We start from the raw sequence: 15749 nt of genomic DNA, 5'->3' as shown, positions 1-15749 counted from the left end.
TTGATTGATGCTGGTGATTTCCAACAACGTGCACTTGCCCGACGCCGAGATCGAGCTGACCGCCATTCGCGCCCAGGGCGCAGGTGGGCAGAACGTGAATAAGGTGTCGAGCGCGGTGCACCTGCGTTTTGACATTCCGGCGTCGTCGCTGCCGGAATTCTATAAGGAGCGGCTGCTGGCGCTGCGCGATAGCCGTATCACCAGCGAAGGCGTGCTGGTGCTCAAGGCCCAGCAATACCGGACCCAGGAGCAGAATCGCACGGATGCGCTGGAGCGTTTGGTGGAGTTGATTCTCAGCGCCACCAAGGTCGAGAAGAAGCGCCGCCCGACCAAGCCGACCCTGGGCTCGAAAAAGCGTCGCCTCGAATCCAAGACCAAGCGGGGCAGCATCAAGGCCGGGCGCGGCAAGGTCGACTTTTAGTCGCCGCGCGCTTCACGGGCCTTGGGGGCCTGGCGGTACAAGCACACGCTCAGTAGCAAACCACCCAGGGCGGCGAGGGCGGCGAACAGGAAGATCGACGCAAAGCCGAAGCCAGCCGCCACGGCGCCGGCGAGCGGGCCGGTGATGCCCAGCGATAAATCGATAAACAGCGAATAGGCCCCCACCGCCGAGCCACGGCTGGACGCCGGTACCAGGTTAACTGCCTCCACCCCCAGCGCCGGAAACACCAGGGAAAAGCCGAAGCCGCTCAACGCCGCGCCGGCCAAGGCCAGGTTGGCGTCCGGCGCCAGCCACAGCAACAGCAGCCCTAGGATTTCCACGGATAGGCAGGCAATCGCCACGCGAAAACCGCCGATGCGGTTGATCAGGTTACCGAACAGCAAGCGCGCGCCGATGAAACTGGCGCCGAACAGGCTCAGGGCCCACACCGCGTTGTCCCAGTGCTGGGTGGTGTAATACAAGGTGATAAACGTGGCGATGGTGCCAAAGCCGATGGAGCCCAGCGCGAGGGCGCAGCCGTGGGGCAATACCCGGCCCAGCACATTCATGAACGGCAGGCGCACGCCAGTGACGATCGGCGCTGCGACTTTGTTCCAGGCCAGCAACAAGCCGACGACCGCCAGCAGGATGATGCTGACGCCCATGCTCCACAGCCCGAAGTTTCTCACCAGTAATACGCCCAATGGCGCGCCGACGGCCAAGGCGCCGTAGCTGGCAATGCCGTTCCAGGAGATGACTTTGGCGGTATTTGCCGCACCGACCCGGCCGATGCCCCAGCCGATGGCGCCCGAACCCACCAGGCTTTCAGCGCTGCCCAGCACCAGTCGGCCAATCAGCAGGCTGCAGAGGCTCACGGCAGGCACGCTTGAAAACCACGCCGCGAGCAGCATGAACACGCCGCTCAGGCCACAGCCCGCCAAACCGATCAGCACCGCACGCTTGCTGCCCAAGTTGTCGATGATTTTGCCCGCATAGGGGCGGCTCAGCAGGGTGGCCAGGTATTGCACGCTGATCACCAGGCCGGCAATCACCGCGCCGTAGCCCAGCTCACTGTGGACATAGCCTGGCAATACGGCCAGGGGAATGCCGATATTCAGGTAGCCGATAAAGGTGAACAGCACGATGGAAACAACTTGCAGCGTGACCGCCATGGGGCGCTGGGTATCTGGCATGGGGAGAGGTCCACTGTCGCAGCAGGTAAAGATAGGCTGCTAATGATACCGGTGGTTTGGCCCGCGCAGGGCGGTAAAACGCAAAAACCTCAGGTCACAAAGACCTCAGGTTTGCGCAGGGGCCAGCAATTGCGTGGTGACCAGGGCGGCCAGCGCGTTTTCCTGGGTGCCGAAGCGCTTGAGCAGCACGGCTTGCTTGTCGGCGCTGAGGCGGTTCCAGACCTCGACCATCTGCAGGGCAGCATCGAGTACGGCGGTGTCCGGGGAGTGGGGGAGGAGTCAGTCATGGCAGGTATCTCGGATAATTCAGGCAGTGTGGAAAGCGCTCAAAGCTGCGCTTTCCACACGGTCTGGTACGGCGTCAGTCCTGGCTTTTGCTGTCGACTGGTTTTGCTTCTCTGGCCTCAGGCTGCTTGTCGCTGGCCTGCTGCGGTGTTGGCTGCTCTGTAGGGTGCAGGCTTGGGAAGGGGAGATTAGGTATCTCGTGCATCGTCGTCGCTCCTCGCAAGGTCTGTTTTTTCAATCGCAGGTGATTCCGCGCTCTCAAAAAGCCTTGGCAGGATACAGCACTGTAAATGACAAATAGACTTTTATCTCGACGGATAGGCGACCCTTCATCCTGCAAACGCAAGTGACATGGGGTCACACTTACCTTTAGAACGGCACTTTGCCCAGGATCATGTCGCGATACATCACAAAATCCCCGAGCAAGCTGTAGAACGGGTGCTGAAACGTCGCCGGGCGATTTTTTTCGAAGAAGAAGTGGCCGATCCACGCAAAGCTGTAGCCGGCAATCGGCACGGCAATCAGTAGGCCCAGCGAGCCTCTGCCGATGGCGTACGCCAAAATTCCGATCACCAGCGTGGTGCCGATAAAATGCAGGCGCCGGCACGTGCTGTTGCCGTGCTCGCTCAGGTAATAAGGATAGAACTCAGCAAAGCTATTGAATTGCTTGACGTTTTCCACAGTGACCGGCCCTTTGATTGTTATGCCGCCCAACAGGTGTTCGGCGGGGAGCTTATTTGAGTCTAGAGTGATCAGTAGTAACAGCCAGTGACAATAGACGCCACTTTAGTATCCTTGGCTTCCTGGCTGCCATTTGAACCTGCTTTTTTAAGAAGACGCCATGAGCGAACGAACAACTTCTGCAAGCTGGGCGATGGGGATCGTCAAGGCATTGGAAATGGACGGCCTGGATTGCCGCGCCTTGTTCAAGCAGCTCGGCCTGGACTACGCCGCCCTGAGTGAACCCGATGCGCGGTTTCCGCAAGACTCCATGACGCGCCTGTGGCAACGGGCGGTGGAGCTTTCAGGCAACCCGGCGATCGGCTTGAACATGGGTAAAGTGGTGCGCCCGGCGTCGTTTCATGTGGCTGGCTATGCACTGATGTCCAGCAATACCCTTGCCGAGGGCTTTATGCGCCTGGTGCGCTACCAGCGCATCATCGCCGAAAGTGCCGACCTGAGTTTCCGACTGATCCCCGAAGGTTATGCGCTGATTCTGACGGTGCATGGCGATCACCTGCCGCCCACCCGACAAAGCGCCGAAGCGTCGCTGGCCAGTGCCCTGGCCCTGTGCGGTTGGCTGACCGGCCGTACCCTGCAGCCGCGCAAGGTAGTGTTGCAGGGTGATCAACCGGCGGACCTGTCGCCCTACAAACAAGCCTTCCATGCACCTTTGGAATTCAACGCGCCCTATGACGCGCTGATTTTCGAGCGGGCCGACATGGACGCGCCGCTGCCCACGGCCAACGAGGCCATGGCGCTGCTGCATGATCGATTTGCCGGCGAATACCTGGCGCGTTTTTCGGAAAGCCGCGTGACCCACAAGGCACGGCAGGTGTTGTGCCGCCTGTTGCCCCAAGGTGAGCCCAAGCGAGAAGTGGTGGCCCAGACGTTGCACCTTTCCCAGCGCACCTTGCAGCGGCGTCTACAGGAGGAGGGCACCAGCTTCCAGACCCTGCTCGATGACACCCGTCGCGAACTGGCCGAGCAGTACCTGGCGCAGCCCAGCATGACGTTATTGGAAATCGCCTACCTGTTGGGTTTTGCCGACCCGAGCAACTTCTTTCGCGCGTTTCGTCGTTGGTTCGACGCCACGCCCGGCGAATACCGGGCGCGGTTGCTGGAAGCGTCAGCCGTCAGTGACGCCAAAACGCCGGAATGCACAGAACAAAGACTGTAATGATCTCCAGCCGGCCCAACAGCATGCCGAGTGACAGAATCCACTTGGCCGCATCCGGCAGGCTGGCGAAGTTGCCCGCCGGGCCAATGGTTTCCCCCAGGCCCGGGCCGACGCCGGACACGGTACTGGCTGCGCCGGTCAAGGCGGTCATCCAGTCCAGTCCCAGCAGCGACAAGGCCAGGGCGATGGCGCAGATGGTGATGGCGAAGAAAAACGAGAACGTCAGGATCGAACGCACGATTTCTTCGTCAAGGCGATGGCCGTTGTACTTCTGCTTGATCACCGCGCGCGGGTGAATCAACTGGTTCAAGTTGGCCTTGAGCAGGATATAGGCGACCTGAAAGCGGAAGATCTTGATCCCACCCGCCGTAGAGCCTGAACAACCACCGATAAAGCCCAGGTAAAAGAACAGCATCAGTGAGAAGTTGCCCCACAGGCTGTAGTCCCCCAATGCAAAACCTGTGGTGGTGACCACCGAGGTCACGTTCAACGCCACATGACGCAGGGCGTCCAGCCAATGCAGGTTGGTGGTCCACCAGTACCAGGTGCCCAGTACCAGCCAGGTCACCAGCAACAATCCGAGCAAGCCTTGTACCTGCTGGTCCTTGATCAACGCCCGGCGGTTGCCGCGCAACGTGGCCACGTACAGGGTGAACGGCAAGCTGCCGAGGATCATCACCACTACCGCCACCCAGTGCACCGCCGGTTGTTTCCAGTGGGCCAGGGATTCATCGGAGGTGGAGAACCCCCCGGTGGAAATCGCCGACATCGCGTGGTTGATCGCATCGAACAGGCCCATCCCGGCCCACCAGAACGCCAGGCTGCCGAGGATGGTGATACCGACGTAGGCCGCCACGATCAGCCGCGCCACCATGTGCGAGCGGGGCATGACCTTTTCCGAGCGGTCCGAGGATTCGGTCTGGAACAGGCGCATGCCACCGATACGCAGCAGTGGCAGGATCGCCACCGCCATGCCGATAAAGCCGATGCCACCCAGCCAGTGCAGCAGCGAGCGCCACATCAGGATGCCTGGCGACATGGCGTCCAGGCCGCTTAATACGGTGGAGCCGGTGGCGGTGATGCCGGACATGCTTTCAAAAAATGAGTCGGTGTAGCTGATGTGCTGGGTCAACAGAAACGGCAGCGCAGCAAAGATGCATACCACCACCCAGCTTGTAACGGTGAGTAGGTACATGTCCCGCGGGCGCAGGTGCACATGCTCGGGGCGACCCGGGATCACCAGGGCCAGGCCGGCGAGAAAGGTGATCATGCTGGCCCACAGGAAAGAGGGTAGGTCACGGGTGCGTTCGAAGATCACCAGGGTCGCCATTGGCACGACCATGGCGATCGCGAGGGTGATCAGGAAGATGCCGATGATGAAACCGATGATGCGTAGGGTCGGCAACGCCATGAAGTGAGCTCGGGGTTATTGGGTAGAGGCGCCATTCTACCTGCGGTGCAGGTCTTGTAAACCGGGGCGTCCGAGGCGAAACCGGTCAAGTGTGGGAGCCGGCTTGCCTGCGATAGCGGTGGGTCTGCGAAACATTCGTCAACTGACAGCTCGCTATCGCAGGCAAGCCAGCTCCCACAGGAGTTGTGTGGTAGCAGGTAGCGCGCACAAAAAAGGCGACCCGAAGGTCGCCTTTTTCAACGCGCTACCGATCAGAACTCGTGATCAGCGCTGTCCGGGTTCAAGTCGCTGATGCCCAGCTTGCCTGCCGCCGCTTCGATCGAACCGGTCTGCTTGACCAGCGCAGCGATGGCGTCACGCACGATCTGGTTGCCCGCATCGTTACCCGCAGCGATCAACTGGTCGTAGTGCTCACCCTTGTTGGCGTGGTCAACCATGACCTGGATCTTCGCTTCGGTGGCTGCCAGGTCCGCTTTCAGCGCGGTATCGGCAGCTGGATCGGCCTTGGCCACCAGGGACGACAGGCTGGCGCCGGTCATTTTGGTGCCGTCAACACGGGTGTACTCGCCCAGGTAGACGTTGCGGATACCCTTGGCGTCGTAGAAGTGCGAGTTGTGGGTGTTGTCGCTGAAGTAGTCCTGCTCGTCTTCCGGCGAGTTGGCTTCCAGGGAAACCTTCATGCGCTCACCGGCCAGCTCGCCCAGGGACAGGCTGCCCATGCCGAACAGCATCTTGCGCAGGCCGTCGGTGGCAGGTTCTGCCTCCAGGGTGGCGCGGTAGTTGTCTTCGACGTTGGGTTTCCAGTTGCCGACCATTTCTTCCAGGTCGCTGACCAGCAGTTGAGTCACAGCGCTCAGGTAGGCACGGCGACGCTCGTTGTGGCCGCCGGTGGCACCGTCGCCGGTCAGGTAGTCCGATGCAGGACGGTTGCCGGCGCCTGGGCCGGTGCCGTTCAGGTCTTGGCCCCAGAGCAGGAATTCGATGGCGTGGTAACCGGTGGCGACGTTGGCCTCGGAACCGCCCAGCTCATTGAGGCTGGCGAGTTTTTCCGGGGTGATGTCCTTCACGTCGACCTTGTCTTCGCCGACCTGGATCTCGGTATTGGCGATGATGTTGGCGGTAGCGCCTGGGTTACCCAGGGCGTGTTCGTAGGACTTGTCGGTGTAGTCGATCAGGCCTTCGTCGAGCGGCCATGCGTTCACCTGGCCTTCCCAGTCGTCGATGATGGTGTTGCCGAAGCGGAACACTTCGCTCTGCAGGTACGGAACGCGGGCGGCCACCCAGGCGGTACGCGCGGCTTTCAGGGTTTCGTCGTTCGGCTTGGCGAGAAACGCGTCGATCGCGGTTTGCAGGGTTTTAGCGGTGGACTCGGCGTCGCTGTAGACCGCAAACACCATGTCTGCGTAATGCGCGACCACGGCCTTGGCGGCTGCTTCGTCGACCTGGCCGGCAGGGGTGGCAGCGGCTGGAGCGGTGGTGCTGGCAGCCGGGGTCGGCGCCTGGTTTGCAGGGGCCTTGTCTTTACCTTCGCCGCAACCGGCGAGAGAAATGGCAATGGCCAGCAGACTGGCGGTGGCCAGGGGCATACGAATCATGGCGAACATCCTGCTTCGGTTGTTGAGAGGGCGCGCGGGGGCGCGCAAAACTGCGACATAATGCGAAAGATTTGCATTTTGTGTAAAGGGTTATACGCGGGAAATATTCAGTATCGTTATGCCAAGTCAGAGAATGGCGGCGTTATTGCGCTCCGACTGCTTCAAAAAAGCCGCCAGCTCTCGGGCCTGCAAGGGTTTGCTGTAGTGGTATCCCTGACCTTCATGGCAGCCTTCGGAGATGATGTAGGCCTCTTGCTCAGCGGTTTCCACGCCTTCGGCGATCACCTGCATGCCCAGGCTTTTGCCCAGCTGGATGATCGCGCGCACGATGGTGGCGTCGTCGTCATCGTCCAGCAGGTCCTGGACGAAGCTCTTGTCGATCTTGATCTTGTCCAAGGGCAGGCTTTTCAAATAGCTGAGGGATGAGTAGCCGGTGCCGAAGTCATCAATCGCGATCAACGCACCGGACCGGCGCAGGCTCAGCAGGTGCTGGGCGGCGGTGCTGATGTCTTCCATCAGGCCGGTTTCCGTGACTTCCAGTTCCAGGCTGCGCGGCGGCAAGCGGTAGATTTGCATCAGGTTATTGACCACCCGCGGCAATTCGGTGTGGTGCAATTGCACGGTGGACAGGTTGACCGCCATGCGCAGGTCGGTAAAGCCCAGGTCGTGCCATTCGCGCAATTGGCGGCAGGCTTGGTCGAGTACCCATTCGCCTATCGGGATAATCGTGCCGTTCTGCTCCGCCAGCGGGATAAACAGGTCCGGCGGGACCAGGCCGTGTTCCGGATGCTCCCAGCGCAACAGGGCTTCCACGCCCACCACACGGTGGTCGCGGTAACTGATCTGCGGCTGGTACACCAGGTGGAATTGGTTGCGGCTGAGGGCGTCGCGCAGGTCTTTTTCCAGCTCCCGGCGGCGGCGCATCTCACTGTCGACGCTGGCGATATAGAATTGATAGCGATTGCGCGAGCGGGTCTTGGCCAGGGTCATGGTCTGTTCGGCTTTTTGCAGCAGCTTTTCAGTGCTGTCGCCGTCTTCTGGGAATAAGGTGATGCCGATGGTGGCGCGCAGGCGGATCCGTTCGTGGTCGAGGACGAAGTCTGCTTCCAGGTCATCAAGGATGCTTTGTGCCAGCTCGGCGGCCTCGTAAGGCTGTTCGATATCGGCTTGGACCAGCGCGAACTGGTCTCCGCCCAGACGGGCCAGGGTGCCGAGGCGCCCACTGTGCGCGCGTAAACGGTCGGCCAGCGCCAGCAGCAGTTTGTCACCGGCCTGGTAGGTGAACTGTTCGTTGACGCTTTTGAAATCATCCAGCCCCACGCACAACACCGCTACGCGCCGTTGTCGGCGGCCTGCGTCAATGAGGATCTTGTCCAGTTGCTCCTGCAGTTTCTGGCGGTTCGGTAAACCGGTCAGGAAGTCATACTGGGCCATGCGCAGCAGGCTGGTTTCGGCTTCATGGCGCAGGTGGGTATTGCGCTCGATGGACTCGAGCAGCTGGTTGGCGGTGTTGATCCACAGCCCCAATTCGTCGCGTTCGTGACCCTTGAGCTGCGGGATCTTGTGTTCGCTGGGCCGGTCCGGGTTGATCGACGTCAGGTGTTCGATAATCCGCGACAGCGGCTTGGTCAGCAGCCAGTGATAAACCAGGTAGAGCACCAGGCCCATGGCCAGGGCGCGCAATACACCGGAAATAAAGATGATCACCGAATTGACGATAAATCCCTGGCCATAGGTGGCCGTGTCGAGGGTGATACTCAGGTCGCCGTAATACTCGCTGTAGGGGCCTTTGCCGACCAGAGGCGTGGTAAACGTGCGTTCCTGGCCAAGAATCAGGTCGGTCAACCAGCGGCTCGGGGCGTGCTGCAAGGCGCGGCTCTTCTCGGCCAGCATGGTTTCGTTGGGGTGGCCGATGGACGCCATGCGCACCGCGTCATCCTGGAACAGGCCCTCAATCACTTGCATACCCATTTCGCGGTCCAGGCTGTAGACGGCCTGGGTCGAGGGGTCGCGAAACATGTCGAGGATGCGCTGGGCATCGCCGGCCACGGCCTGGCGCGTCTTGTAGGCATCGAAAACGATCTGCGCCACGCTCAGCGCTACGCCCACGATCAATGCCGACAGCAGCACAACCCGTAGTAACTTCACCGACAAGCTGTTCTTGAGTTCCAGCTTCAAAGGGGCATTCCTTGTCTCATGCGGGTGGCCTTCAATATGCCATGAGTATTGGCAATCCCGTGAGGCCAGTCAAAGGAACATTAGGGCTGGAGACGTCTTGGCGGTGGGGAGGGAGAAAAAACCAGAAAAAACGGCGGATTTGCTCCGCCGCGTGGGGGGCTCGGCGTACGTGTGGTCAGGCAAATGCCTTTCCTGCCGTGGCCGCTTTTATTGATAGGCTGAAATCTCGATCTTTGGTGGCGCCGGCGGCATCATGTCCTCGCCTGGTTTGCTGGGAGGGCTGGCAGCAGCGCCATCACCGCCATCCGCCCCGCCGGCGAGGCCTTTCATAAGTCCGGTGATTAATTGCATCGCCATCTGTGCGCCTGCTTTTCCGATTTCTTCCATCATTGATTCTCCAGAAGCGTGTGGGAGGGGTATTCCTCTCGCTGGATGGTTGGCACATTCCCTTCCGCGCGTTCCACGATTCTGGGCAGGTCGACGTTGTGGAACACCCACAAAAAAGCCCGGCAATCGCCGGGCTCTTTCTGCTGCAAGCGGTGCTTAGGCAGTGAAGGTTTTGCCTTCGAACTGCTCAGCCACGAACTTCCAGTTGACCAGGTTCCAGAACGCTTCCACATACTTTGGACGCACGTTACGGTAGTCGATGTAGTAGGCGTGTTCCCATACGTCGCAGGTCAGCAGCGGGGTGTCGCCGCTGGTCAGCGGGTTGCCGGCGCCGATAGTGCTGGCCAGGGCCAGGGAACCGTCAGCCTTTTTCACCAGCCAGCCCCAACCGGAACCGAAGGTGCCGACGGACGTTTTGGTGAACTCTTCCTTGAACTTGTCGAACGAACCAAACGCAGCGTTGATGGCTTCAGCCAGCGCGCCGGTAGGTTGGCCGCCGGCGTTTGGCGCCAGGCAGTTCCAGTAGAAAGTGTGGTTCCAGACCTGAGCAGCGTTGTTGAAGATGCCGCCCGAAGAGGATTTAACGATCTCTTCCAGGGTCTTGCCTTCGAACTCGGTGCCTGGCACCAGGTTGTTCAGGTTCACGACATAGGTGTTGTGGTGCTTGTCGTGGTGAAATTCCAAGGTTTCCTTGGAGATGTGCGGCTGCAGGGCATCGTGTGCGTAGGGCAGCGGCGGCAATTCGAAAGCCATGATGATTCTCCTAATCAGGTCAGTTGCGGTGAGCGCAAGGCCGATCACGGGCGGCCAAACAAGCGCCGGGGAGTTTGTACTCTTTGCGGCGCAGGGTCCGGATCATAGCACCGGGGGTGCGGCAAAACCACGCAACAACTGTGTGGGATAGAGGTTCCAGAGCGTTTTGGAATATTCCTCAGGCGCTGATCAATTGGTAGGCCACGCTGAACATCATCACCGCTACCAATAGGTCCAGCAGGCGCCAGGTGGCGGGGCGCGCCAGCCAGGGGGCCAGCCAGGCCGCGCCGAGTGCCAACGTGGCGAACCACAGGAACGAGGCGCTGGCGGCACCGGCCACATAGGCGCCGGGCTCGGTTTGCTGCGCGCCGAGAGAGCCGATCAGCAAAACAGTGTCCAGGTACACGTGAGGGTTGAGCAGCGTCACCGCCAAGGCACTGAGCAACACGGCGCGCAAGGAGCGCACCTTGAGGTTGTCGCCTTGTTCCAGGCTCTGTTTTGAACAGGCCCGACGCAGTGCGCAAGCCCCGTACCAGATCAGGAAAGCTGCGCCGCCCCAACGGGCAATCGCCAGCAGCAATGGGCTTTGTGCCAGCACCGTCGCTAATCCGAACACCCCGGCGGCTACCAGCAGGGCATCGCACACTACGCACAACGCCGCGACCGGCAAGTGATGCTCGCGACGCAGGCTTTGCGCCAATACAAAGGCATTCTGGGAGCCGATGGCCATGATCAGGCCGAGCGCGACCAGCAGGCCATTCAGATAACTTTGCCACATAGGGATTACTCCGTGTCCGCTGCCAAGAGAAGCGATGCTGGCTATTCTCTTGGCACAGGCTGTATAAGAAAAACAAATATTGCTGATCGCTCATTAGAGAAACTGATGTTCGACTATAAATTGCTTTCTGCCCTGGCGGCGGTGGTGGAACAGGCTGGCTTCGAGCGCGCCGCGCAAGTGTTGGGGCTCTCGCAATCGGCGATCTCCCAGCGCATCAAGTTGCTCGAGGCGCGCATCGGCCAGCCGGTGCTAGTGCGGGCCACGCCGCCGACGCCTACCGAGATCGGCCGTCGCCTGCTCAACCATGTGCAACAGGTGCGCCTGTTGGAACGCGACCTGCAAAGTCAGGTGCCGGCACTGGACGAGGAAGGCATGCCCGAGCGCCTGCGCATCGCGTTGAACGCCGATAGCCTGGCCACTTGGTGGGCAGAGGCCGTCAGCGATTTTTGCGCCGAACACCATTTGCTGCTGGATTTGGTGGTGGAAGACCAGACCGTGGGCCTCAAACGCATGCGTGCTGGCGAAGTGGCCGCCTGCATCTGCGCCAGCGAGCGCCCGGTTGCCGGGGCACGCAGCCTGTTGCTGGGCGCTATGCGCTACCGGGCGCTGGCCAGCCCGGCTTTTATAACCCGGCACTTTCCGGATGGCGTACGCGCTGATCAACTGGCGCGCACCCCGGCACTGGTGTTCGGCCCGGATGATTTCCTGCAGCACCGTTACCTGGCGTCCCTCGGCGTGGACGGTGGTTTCGAGCACCATTTGTGCCCTTCGTCCGAAGGCTTCATCCGTTTGACAGAAGCAGGCCTGGGCTGGGGGCTGGTGCCGGAATTGCAGGTGCGCGACCAACTGGAAAAGGGCGTATTGGTCGAGTTATTGCCAGATAAGCCCATCGACGTGCCGTTGTACTGGCATCATTGGCGCAGTGGCGGGCAACTGCTGGGCTTGTTGACGGATCACCTGGCCCAGGCATGTGGCCAATGGTTGGTGCCGTTGGAGTAATGGCGCGCGTCAAGGCAACAGCGATGAAAAACGAAAGCACACGGGGTAACACATGAAGATTCTGGTCACCGGCGCAAGCGGCTTCATTGGCGGGCGCTTCGCGCGTTTCGCCTTGGAGCAGGGCCTGGACGTGCGGGTCAACGGGCGGCGCGCTGAAGGTGTGGAACACCTGGTGAGGCGCGGCGCCGAGTTTATCCAGGGTGATCTGAATGACGCCGACCTGGTGCGCGGGCTGTGCCGCGATGTCGAAGCCGTGGTGCATTGCGCGGGTGCTGTCGGGCTGTGGGGGCGCTATCAGGACTTTCATCAAGGCAACGTGCAGGTCACTGAGAACGTGGTCGAGGCCTGCCTCAAGCAACGGGTCGGCCGACTGGTGCACTTGTCGTCGCCATCAATCTATTTTGACGGCCGCGACCACCTGGGCCTGACCGAAGAGCAAGTCCCCAAGCGCTTCAAGCATCCCTATGCCGCCACCAAATACTTGGCGGAACAAAAGGTGTTCGGCGCCCAGGAGTTCGGCCTCGAAGTGCTGGCCCTGCGCCCGCGCTTCGTTACCGGCGCCGGCGACATGAGCATCTTCCCACGCCTGCTGAAAATGCAGCGCAAGAACCGCCTGGCTATCGTCGGCGACGGCCTGAACAAGGTCGATTTCACCAGCGTGCACAACCTCAATGAAGCGCTGCTCAGCAGCCTGCTCGCCACCGGTTCAGCACTGGGTAAGGCCTACAACATCAGCAACGGCACGCCAGTGCCGGTGTGGGATGTGGTGAACTACGTGATGCGCCAAATGGAGTTGCCGCAGGTAACGCGGTATCGGTCCTACGGTTTGTCCTACAGCGTGGCGGCCCTCAACGAGGCCTTCTGCGCGATGTGGCCCGGGCGTCCGGAGCCAGCATTGTCGCGCCTGGGCATGCAAGTCATGAACAAAGATTTCACGTTAGACATCAGCCGCGCCAGGCATTATCTGGACTACGAGCCCAAGGTCAGCCTGTGGACCGCCCTCGACGAGTTCTGCAGTTGGTGGAAGGCCCAGGACCCAGGGTTCAAGTGAGCACACAACAGGCAACACTTGGGGAACCGAATCTGGCCTTCCAGGTCGACCAGTGCGCCGGGAAGGCGGTTTATACTCCCGTCGCTCGCCATTTCACCGATTCAGGGTTGATTCATGCGCAACGATGCTAAAGACGACTTCGACAACGTTCCCAGCCTGCGGGCCGATGTCGGGGATGACGATGATTTCGAACCGACCCCGGCCACCTCGGTGCGTTCGCGCAACACGAAGGTAGTCAAGGTCAAGGGCGCCAGCACCGGCCCGTTATGGGCGTTGATCGGCGCGCTGCTGATCGCTTTTGCGGGCCTGGCCTGGTGGAGCTTCCAGCAGATTTCCCTGATGGGCCAGCAATTGGTTGCCACCCAGGAAAGTTTTGCGCGCATCAGCGAAGAAGCGGCGGGGCGCCTGCAGGATATTTCCGGCAAGGTGGTGGCCAGTGAAGCCAGCGTCAACAACGGCAGCGAAGCGTTGAAACTGCAGATCAAGCAGCTCGAAAGCCAGTTGTTGGAGCAGGGCAAACAGCAGGTCGGCGTGGCCGGCCAGGCCACCGAGTTGGATAAGCGGCTGGCGCAAATGACGGCCAGCACCACTGAACTCTCCAACGCCAACAGCAAGCTGCAAGGCCAGGTCCAGGCCCTGACCGACGCCGTGGCGACGCTTAAGGCGGCGCAAGGTGACGCAGGTAAGCGCGATGCCGAAATCAAGGAGCTTTCCGCTGACGTGGCCGCGTTGAAGAAACAGGGCAACCCAAGTGCGGCCATCGCCCGGATCGAGCAGGATCTGGTAGTGCTCAAAAGCGCGCAGGATAACCAGCCGGCCAACAGCGACGCGCCAACCAATAAAGAGTTCGACGTGTTCCGTATCCAGACCACGCGCAACATCACCACGTTGCAGAGCCAGGTGCAGAACCTGCAACGACAGATCGCAACGCCGACGCAATAACCTCAGTAATCAGTCGAGCCACTCTGGCGGGGGAGTGGCTCTTGTGGCGAGCGGCCTCGAGAATCCCTTCCTATTCTGTTATCAAGGGTGCCATCGGCTTGCCGACCATTGAAACGCGGATTGAGACTTGCCAGTCTGCAAAGCTGGCATAGGAGACCACTCCATTCTCGTGCAAGCGGTAGCGGGTGTCTTGCTCGATTCCGGGCATAAGGTCTGCTTGCTGATAATCGGCAGCGATAGCGATCCATTTTATCGGCTGTTTATAGGTCACCAGCGCCTGCATCGGCCAAGCGCCCGCGAAACTCATTACAAGAGACACCACGATAGCGCCCGCCCAGTGTTTGATCATGCGTCCTGCGAACTCTCTTCGGCCGGCCTGCATGAAGGCCTTGGCTGACCCATCAGGAAAGGCCAGGGCTAACAGCCTGAAGATGTCGTCAATAATTGGAAACGTGGAAATATGGACGAGAACGCCTAACAGTATCGCAACTAAGGCATTGCATAGAATAATGAGGGAAGCAGCCATTAACCAAAGGCTGGGATAAATCAGTGCGCTGACCACGCTGACCGTTATATCGAAATCCTGTGCTGGAAGCCCCATCACGCTGGATACACACCAGCGCGCAGGTATAAACGCAATAAAGAATATCGCGGTGTGGGCGACAGTCAGGTATACCTTGCCGAAGGATGAAGCCCAGCGATGCTTGATGAAGTTGAACAAAAAGGTGAGGTAGCCGATGCCGAATAATCCACCTGCGCAAAGAATAAGTGTCTCTGTCAGCCAAATCTTTTGGAATATTAGTTGAGCGACCAGTCCGGCAATGCCAAGCCCTAAACCAATATTATAAAATATGCTGCCGGAAGAAAGTTTCGTCGTTGTGGTGTGTTGTTGCATGTCAGTCCTTTGTTTGCGGCAGTTGAGTGATGGGTTCCGACGCTTGAAACGGACGCGTCGGTGGTGACACGTTGCTCTGGGCGGGCATCATAAATACAATCGCGCGCTCATGGGTCGATGAATGACCTGTAAAGTGGTAATTACGTTATTAGTTTTGCGCAAAAAAAGGAATTGATGCGAATGTCATTTGAAACAAAATTGTCTGAATGCTGGGTCTGGCTTCAAGCGTTGAAGCACACCGTTGCAAAATTCACACTCTGTTTAATTCTTGTTTATATTTTAGTAGGCCTGTCTGTCTGGTTTGAGTTGCCCGCGCCCATCATTTTCCTCAGCCTGCTTTGCACGTTGCTTGTTCCTTTTGCTTTGATCGTAATGCTGCTGACCGAAAATATTCTATATAAAAAACTTTCCGATACGGTCTGGGGCAAGGCTGTCATTGGCGTCGGGGTAACGTTCTACGGAGCGTTGGCGTACATATGGGCCGCCAGCGAGGTGAACCAGGTATTTGCCGAGGCGGCCGGGAATTTTCCCTGGGCGGTTACTGCTCTTGCTATCGTATATTTTTTCAAGAATGTGGTGTTGGTGTTCGCGTTAGTGCTGCTGACGGGCATGATCTTCTACGTACCACTGTGGCTGTTACTGGTGCTCATAAACGAAGAGCAATCGGCCAAGGGTTTTTTTCGGAAACTTGCGGGCGGCATTTTACTGTTGCTAGGCGTCAGCATGCTCATGGGAACTGCCAATGCTGTAACATTGCAGGCGCGGGAGCTTGCCATACACGTGGCGTTGTATGCTGATTTCAGCAGTAAGTACCATTGTAATGGCGCGGTTTTCAACGGTGTAGGTCAGGTGTTGTTCTTACCGTCCGGTAGCGTTTTGATACCTGAAAAGGTCTCAATTGATCAACATCAAGTTGAATGGCGGTTTCCAAGGGTCAAGTGTGGGGAGTGATGCGAATCTT

The 15749-nt window shown here is 59.5% G+C and carries 16 protein-coding genes; 6 read left to right on the top strand and 10 right to left on the bottom strand.

Going from position 1 to position 15749, the window contains the following annotated elements; all coding sequences use genetic code 11:
- Positions 1–7 precede the first annotated feature (7 nt).
- Positions 8–421: an alternative ribosome rescue aminoacyl-tRNA hydrolase ArfB gene (arfB, locus tag AB4O35_RS28300; protein WP_065873567.1), complete on the top strand. Its 414-nt coding sequence runs from the start codon at positions 8–10 to the stop codon at positions 419–421.
- Here arfB and AB4O35_RS28295 read toward each other — a convergent pair.
- From AB4O35_RS28295 to AB4O35_RS28285, 3 genes are all read right to left on the bottom strand, one after another.
- Positions 418–1614 (bottom strand): MFS transporter, encoded by a 1197-nt coding sequence (locus AB4O35_RS28295; RefSeq protein WP_065873566.1) that lies wholly within the window; start codon positions 1612–1614, stop codon positions 418–420. The two genes, arfB and AB4O35_RS28295, sit on opposite strands and share 4 nt — an antisense overlap.
- 105 nt (positions 1615–1719) lie before the next feature.
- Complete coding sequence (locus AB4O35_RS28290) at positions 1720–1845, bottom strand: hypothetical protein (RefSeq protein ID WP_460149417.1); 126 nt, start codon at positions 1843–1845, stop codon at positions 1720–1722.
- Between the two features lie 423 nt (positions 1846–2268).
- The gene (locus tag AB4O35_RS28285) at positions 2269–2580 is read right to left on the bottom strand and encodes an Mpo1-like protein (RefSeq protein ID WP_049711785.1); all 312 of its coding nucleotides are present in this window, start codon (positions 2578–2580) and stop codon (positions 2269–2271) included.
- A 160-nt stretch (positions 2581–2740) separates the two neighbouring features.
- Here AB4O35_RS28285 and AB4O35_RS28280 point away from each other — a divergent pair, with 160 nt between their 5' ends.
- Complete coding sequence (locus AB4O35_RS28280) at positions 2741–3799, top strand: AraC family transcriptional regulator (protein WP_065873564.1); 1059 nt, start codon at positions 2741–2743, stop codon at positions 3797–3799.
- On the opposite strand, the gene AB4O35_RS28275 is transcribed toward AB4O35_RS28280, so the two are convergent.
- From AB4O35_RS28275 to AB4O35_RS28250, 6 genes are all read right to left on the bottom strand, one after another.
- Positions 3756–5210 carry a TrkH family potassium uptake protein gene (locus tag AB4O35_RS28275; protein ID WP_065873563.1) on the bottom strand — a complete coding sequence of 485 codons (1455 nt, stop codon included), beginning with the start codon at positions 5208–5210 and terminating at the stop codon, positions 3756–3758. The genes AB4O35_RS28280 and AB4O35_RS28275 overlap by 44 nt on opposite strands.
- Positions 5211–5461: 251 nt before the next feature.
- A complete protein-coding gene (locus AB4O35_RS28270) occupies positions 5462–6805 on the bottom strand; it encodes an imelysin family protein (protein WP_460149416.1) in 1344 nt (447 codons plus the stop codon).
- A gap of 126 nt (positions 6806–6931) precedes the next feature.
- The gene (locus AB4O35_RS28265; RefSeq protein WP_065873561.1) at positions 6932–8983 is read right to left on the bottom strand and encodes a putative bifunctional diguanylate cyclase/phosphodiesterase; all 2052 of its coding nucleotides are present in this window, start codon (positions 8981–8983) and stop codon (positions 6932–6934) included.
- Positions 8984–9190: 207 nt separating this feature from the next.
- The gene (locus AB4O35_RS28260; RefSeq protein ID WP_065873560.1) at positions 9191–9373 is read right to left on the bottom strand and encodes a hypothetical protein; all 183 of its coding nucleotides are present in this window, start codon (positions 9371–9373) and stop codon (positions 9191–9193) included.
- A 153-nt stretch (positions 9374–9526) separates the two neighbouring features.
- Positions 9527–10123 (bottom strand): superoxide dismutase, encoded by a 597-nt coding sequence (locus tag AB4O35_RS28255; protein WP_017125974.1) that lies wholly within the window; start codon positions 10121–10123, stop codon positions 9527–9529.
- A 178-nt stretch (positions 10124–10301) separates the two neighbouring features.
- Entirely contained in the window at positions 10302–10901 is a 600-nt protein-coding gene (locus AB4O35_RS28250) for a LysE/ArgO family amino acid transporter (RefSeq protein WP_065873558.1), read from the bottom strand.
- A 105-nt stretch (positions 10902–11006) separates the two neighbouring features.
- Here AB4O35_RS28250 and AB4O35_RS28245 point away from each other — a divergent pair, with 105 nt between their 5' ends.
- The 3 genes from AB4O35_RS28245 (at position 11007) to AB4O35_RS28235 (ending at position 13893) form a co-directional block, all read left to right on the top strand.
- On the top strand, positions 11007–11900 hold the full coding sequence (locus tag AB4O35_RS28245; protein ID WP_065873557.1) for a LysR family transcriptional regulator ArgP: 894 nt from the start codon (positions 11007–11009) through the stop codon (positions 11898–11900).
- Between the two features lie 52 nt (positions 11901–11952).
- The gene (locus tag AB4O35_RS28240; protein ID WP_065881028.1) at positions 11953–12951 is read left to right on the top strand and encodes an NAD-dependent epimerase/dehydratase family protein; all 999 of its coding nucleotides are present in this window, start codon (positions 11953–11955) and stop codon (positions 12949–12951) included.
- A 114-nt stretch (positions 12952–13065) separates the two neighbouring features.
- Positions 13066–13893 (top strand): ATPase, encoded by an 828-nt coding sequence (locus AB4O35_RS28235; RefSeq protein ID WP_065873555.1) that lies wholly within the window; start codon positions 13066–13068, stop codon positions 13891–13893.
- 70 nt (positions 13894–13963) lie between these two features.
- Here AB4O35_RS28235 and AB4O35_RS28230 read toward each other — a convergent pair whose 3' ends face one another.
- A complete protein-coding gene (locus AB4O35_RS28230) occupies positions 13964–14788 on the bottom strand; it encodes a hypothetical protein (RefSeq protein WP_065873554.1) in 825 nt (274 codons plus the stop codon).
- A 180-nt stretch (positions 14789–14968) separates the two neighbouring features.
- On the opposite strand from AB4O35_RS28230, the gene AB4O35_RS28225 reads away from it, so the two are divergent.
- Positions 14969–15739 (top strand): hypothetical protein, encoded by a 771-nt coding sequence (locus tag AB4O35_RS28225; protein WP_065873553.1) that lies wholly within the window; start codon positions 14969–14971, stop codon positions 15737–15739.
- Positions 15740–15749 lie beyond the last annotated feature (10 nt).

The organism is Pseudomonas sp. H1_A03, from assembly GCF_054685145.1.
This window is presented reverse-complemented; position numbering and strand designations above follow the sequence as displayed.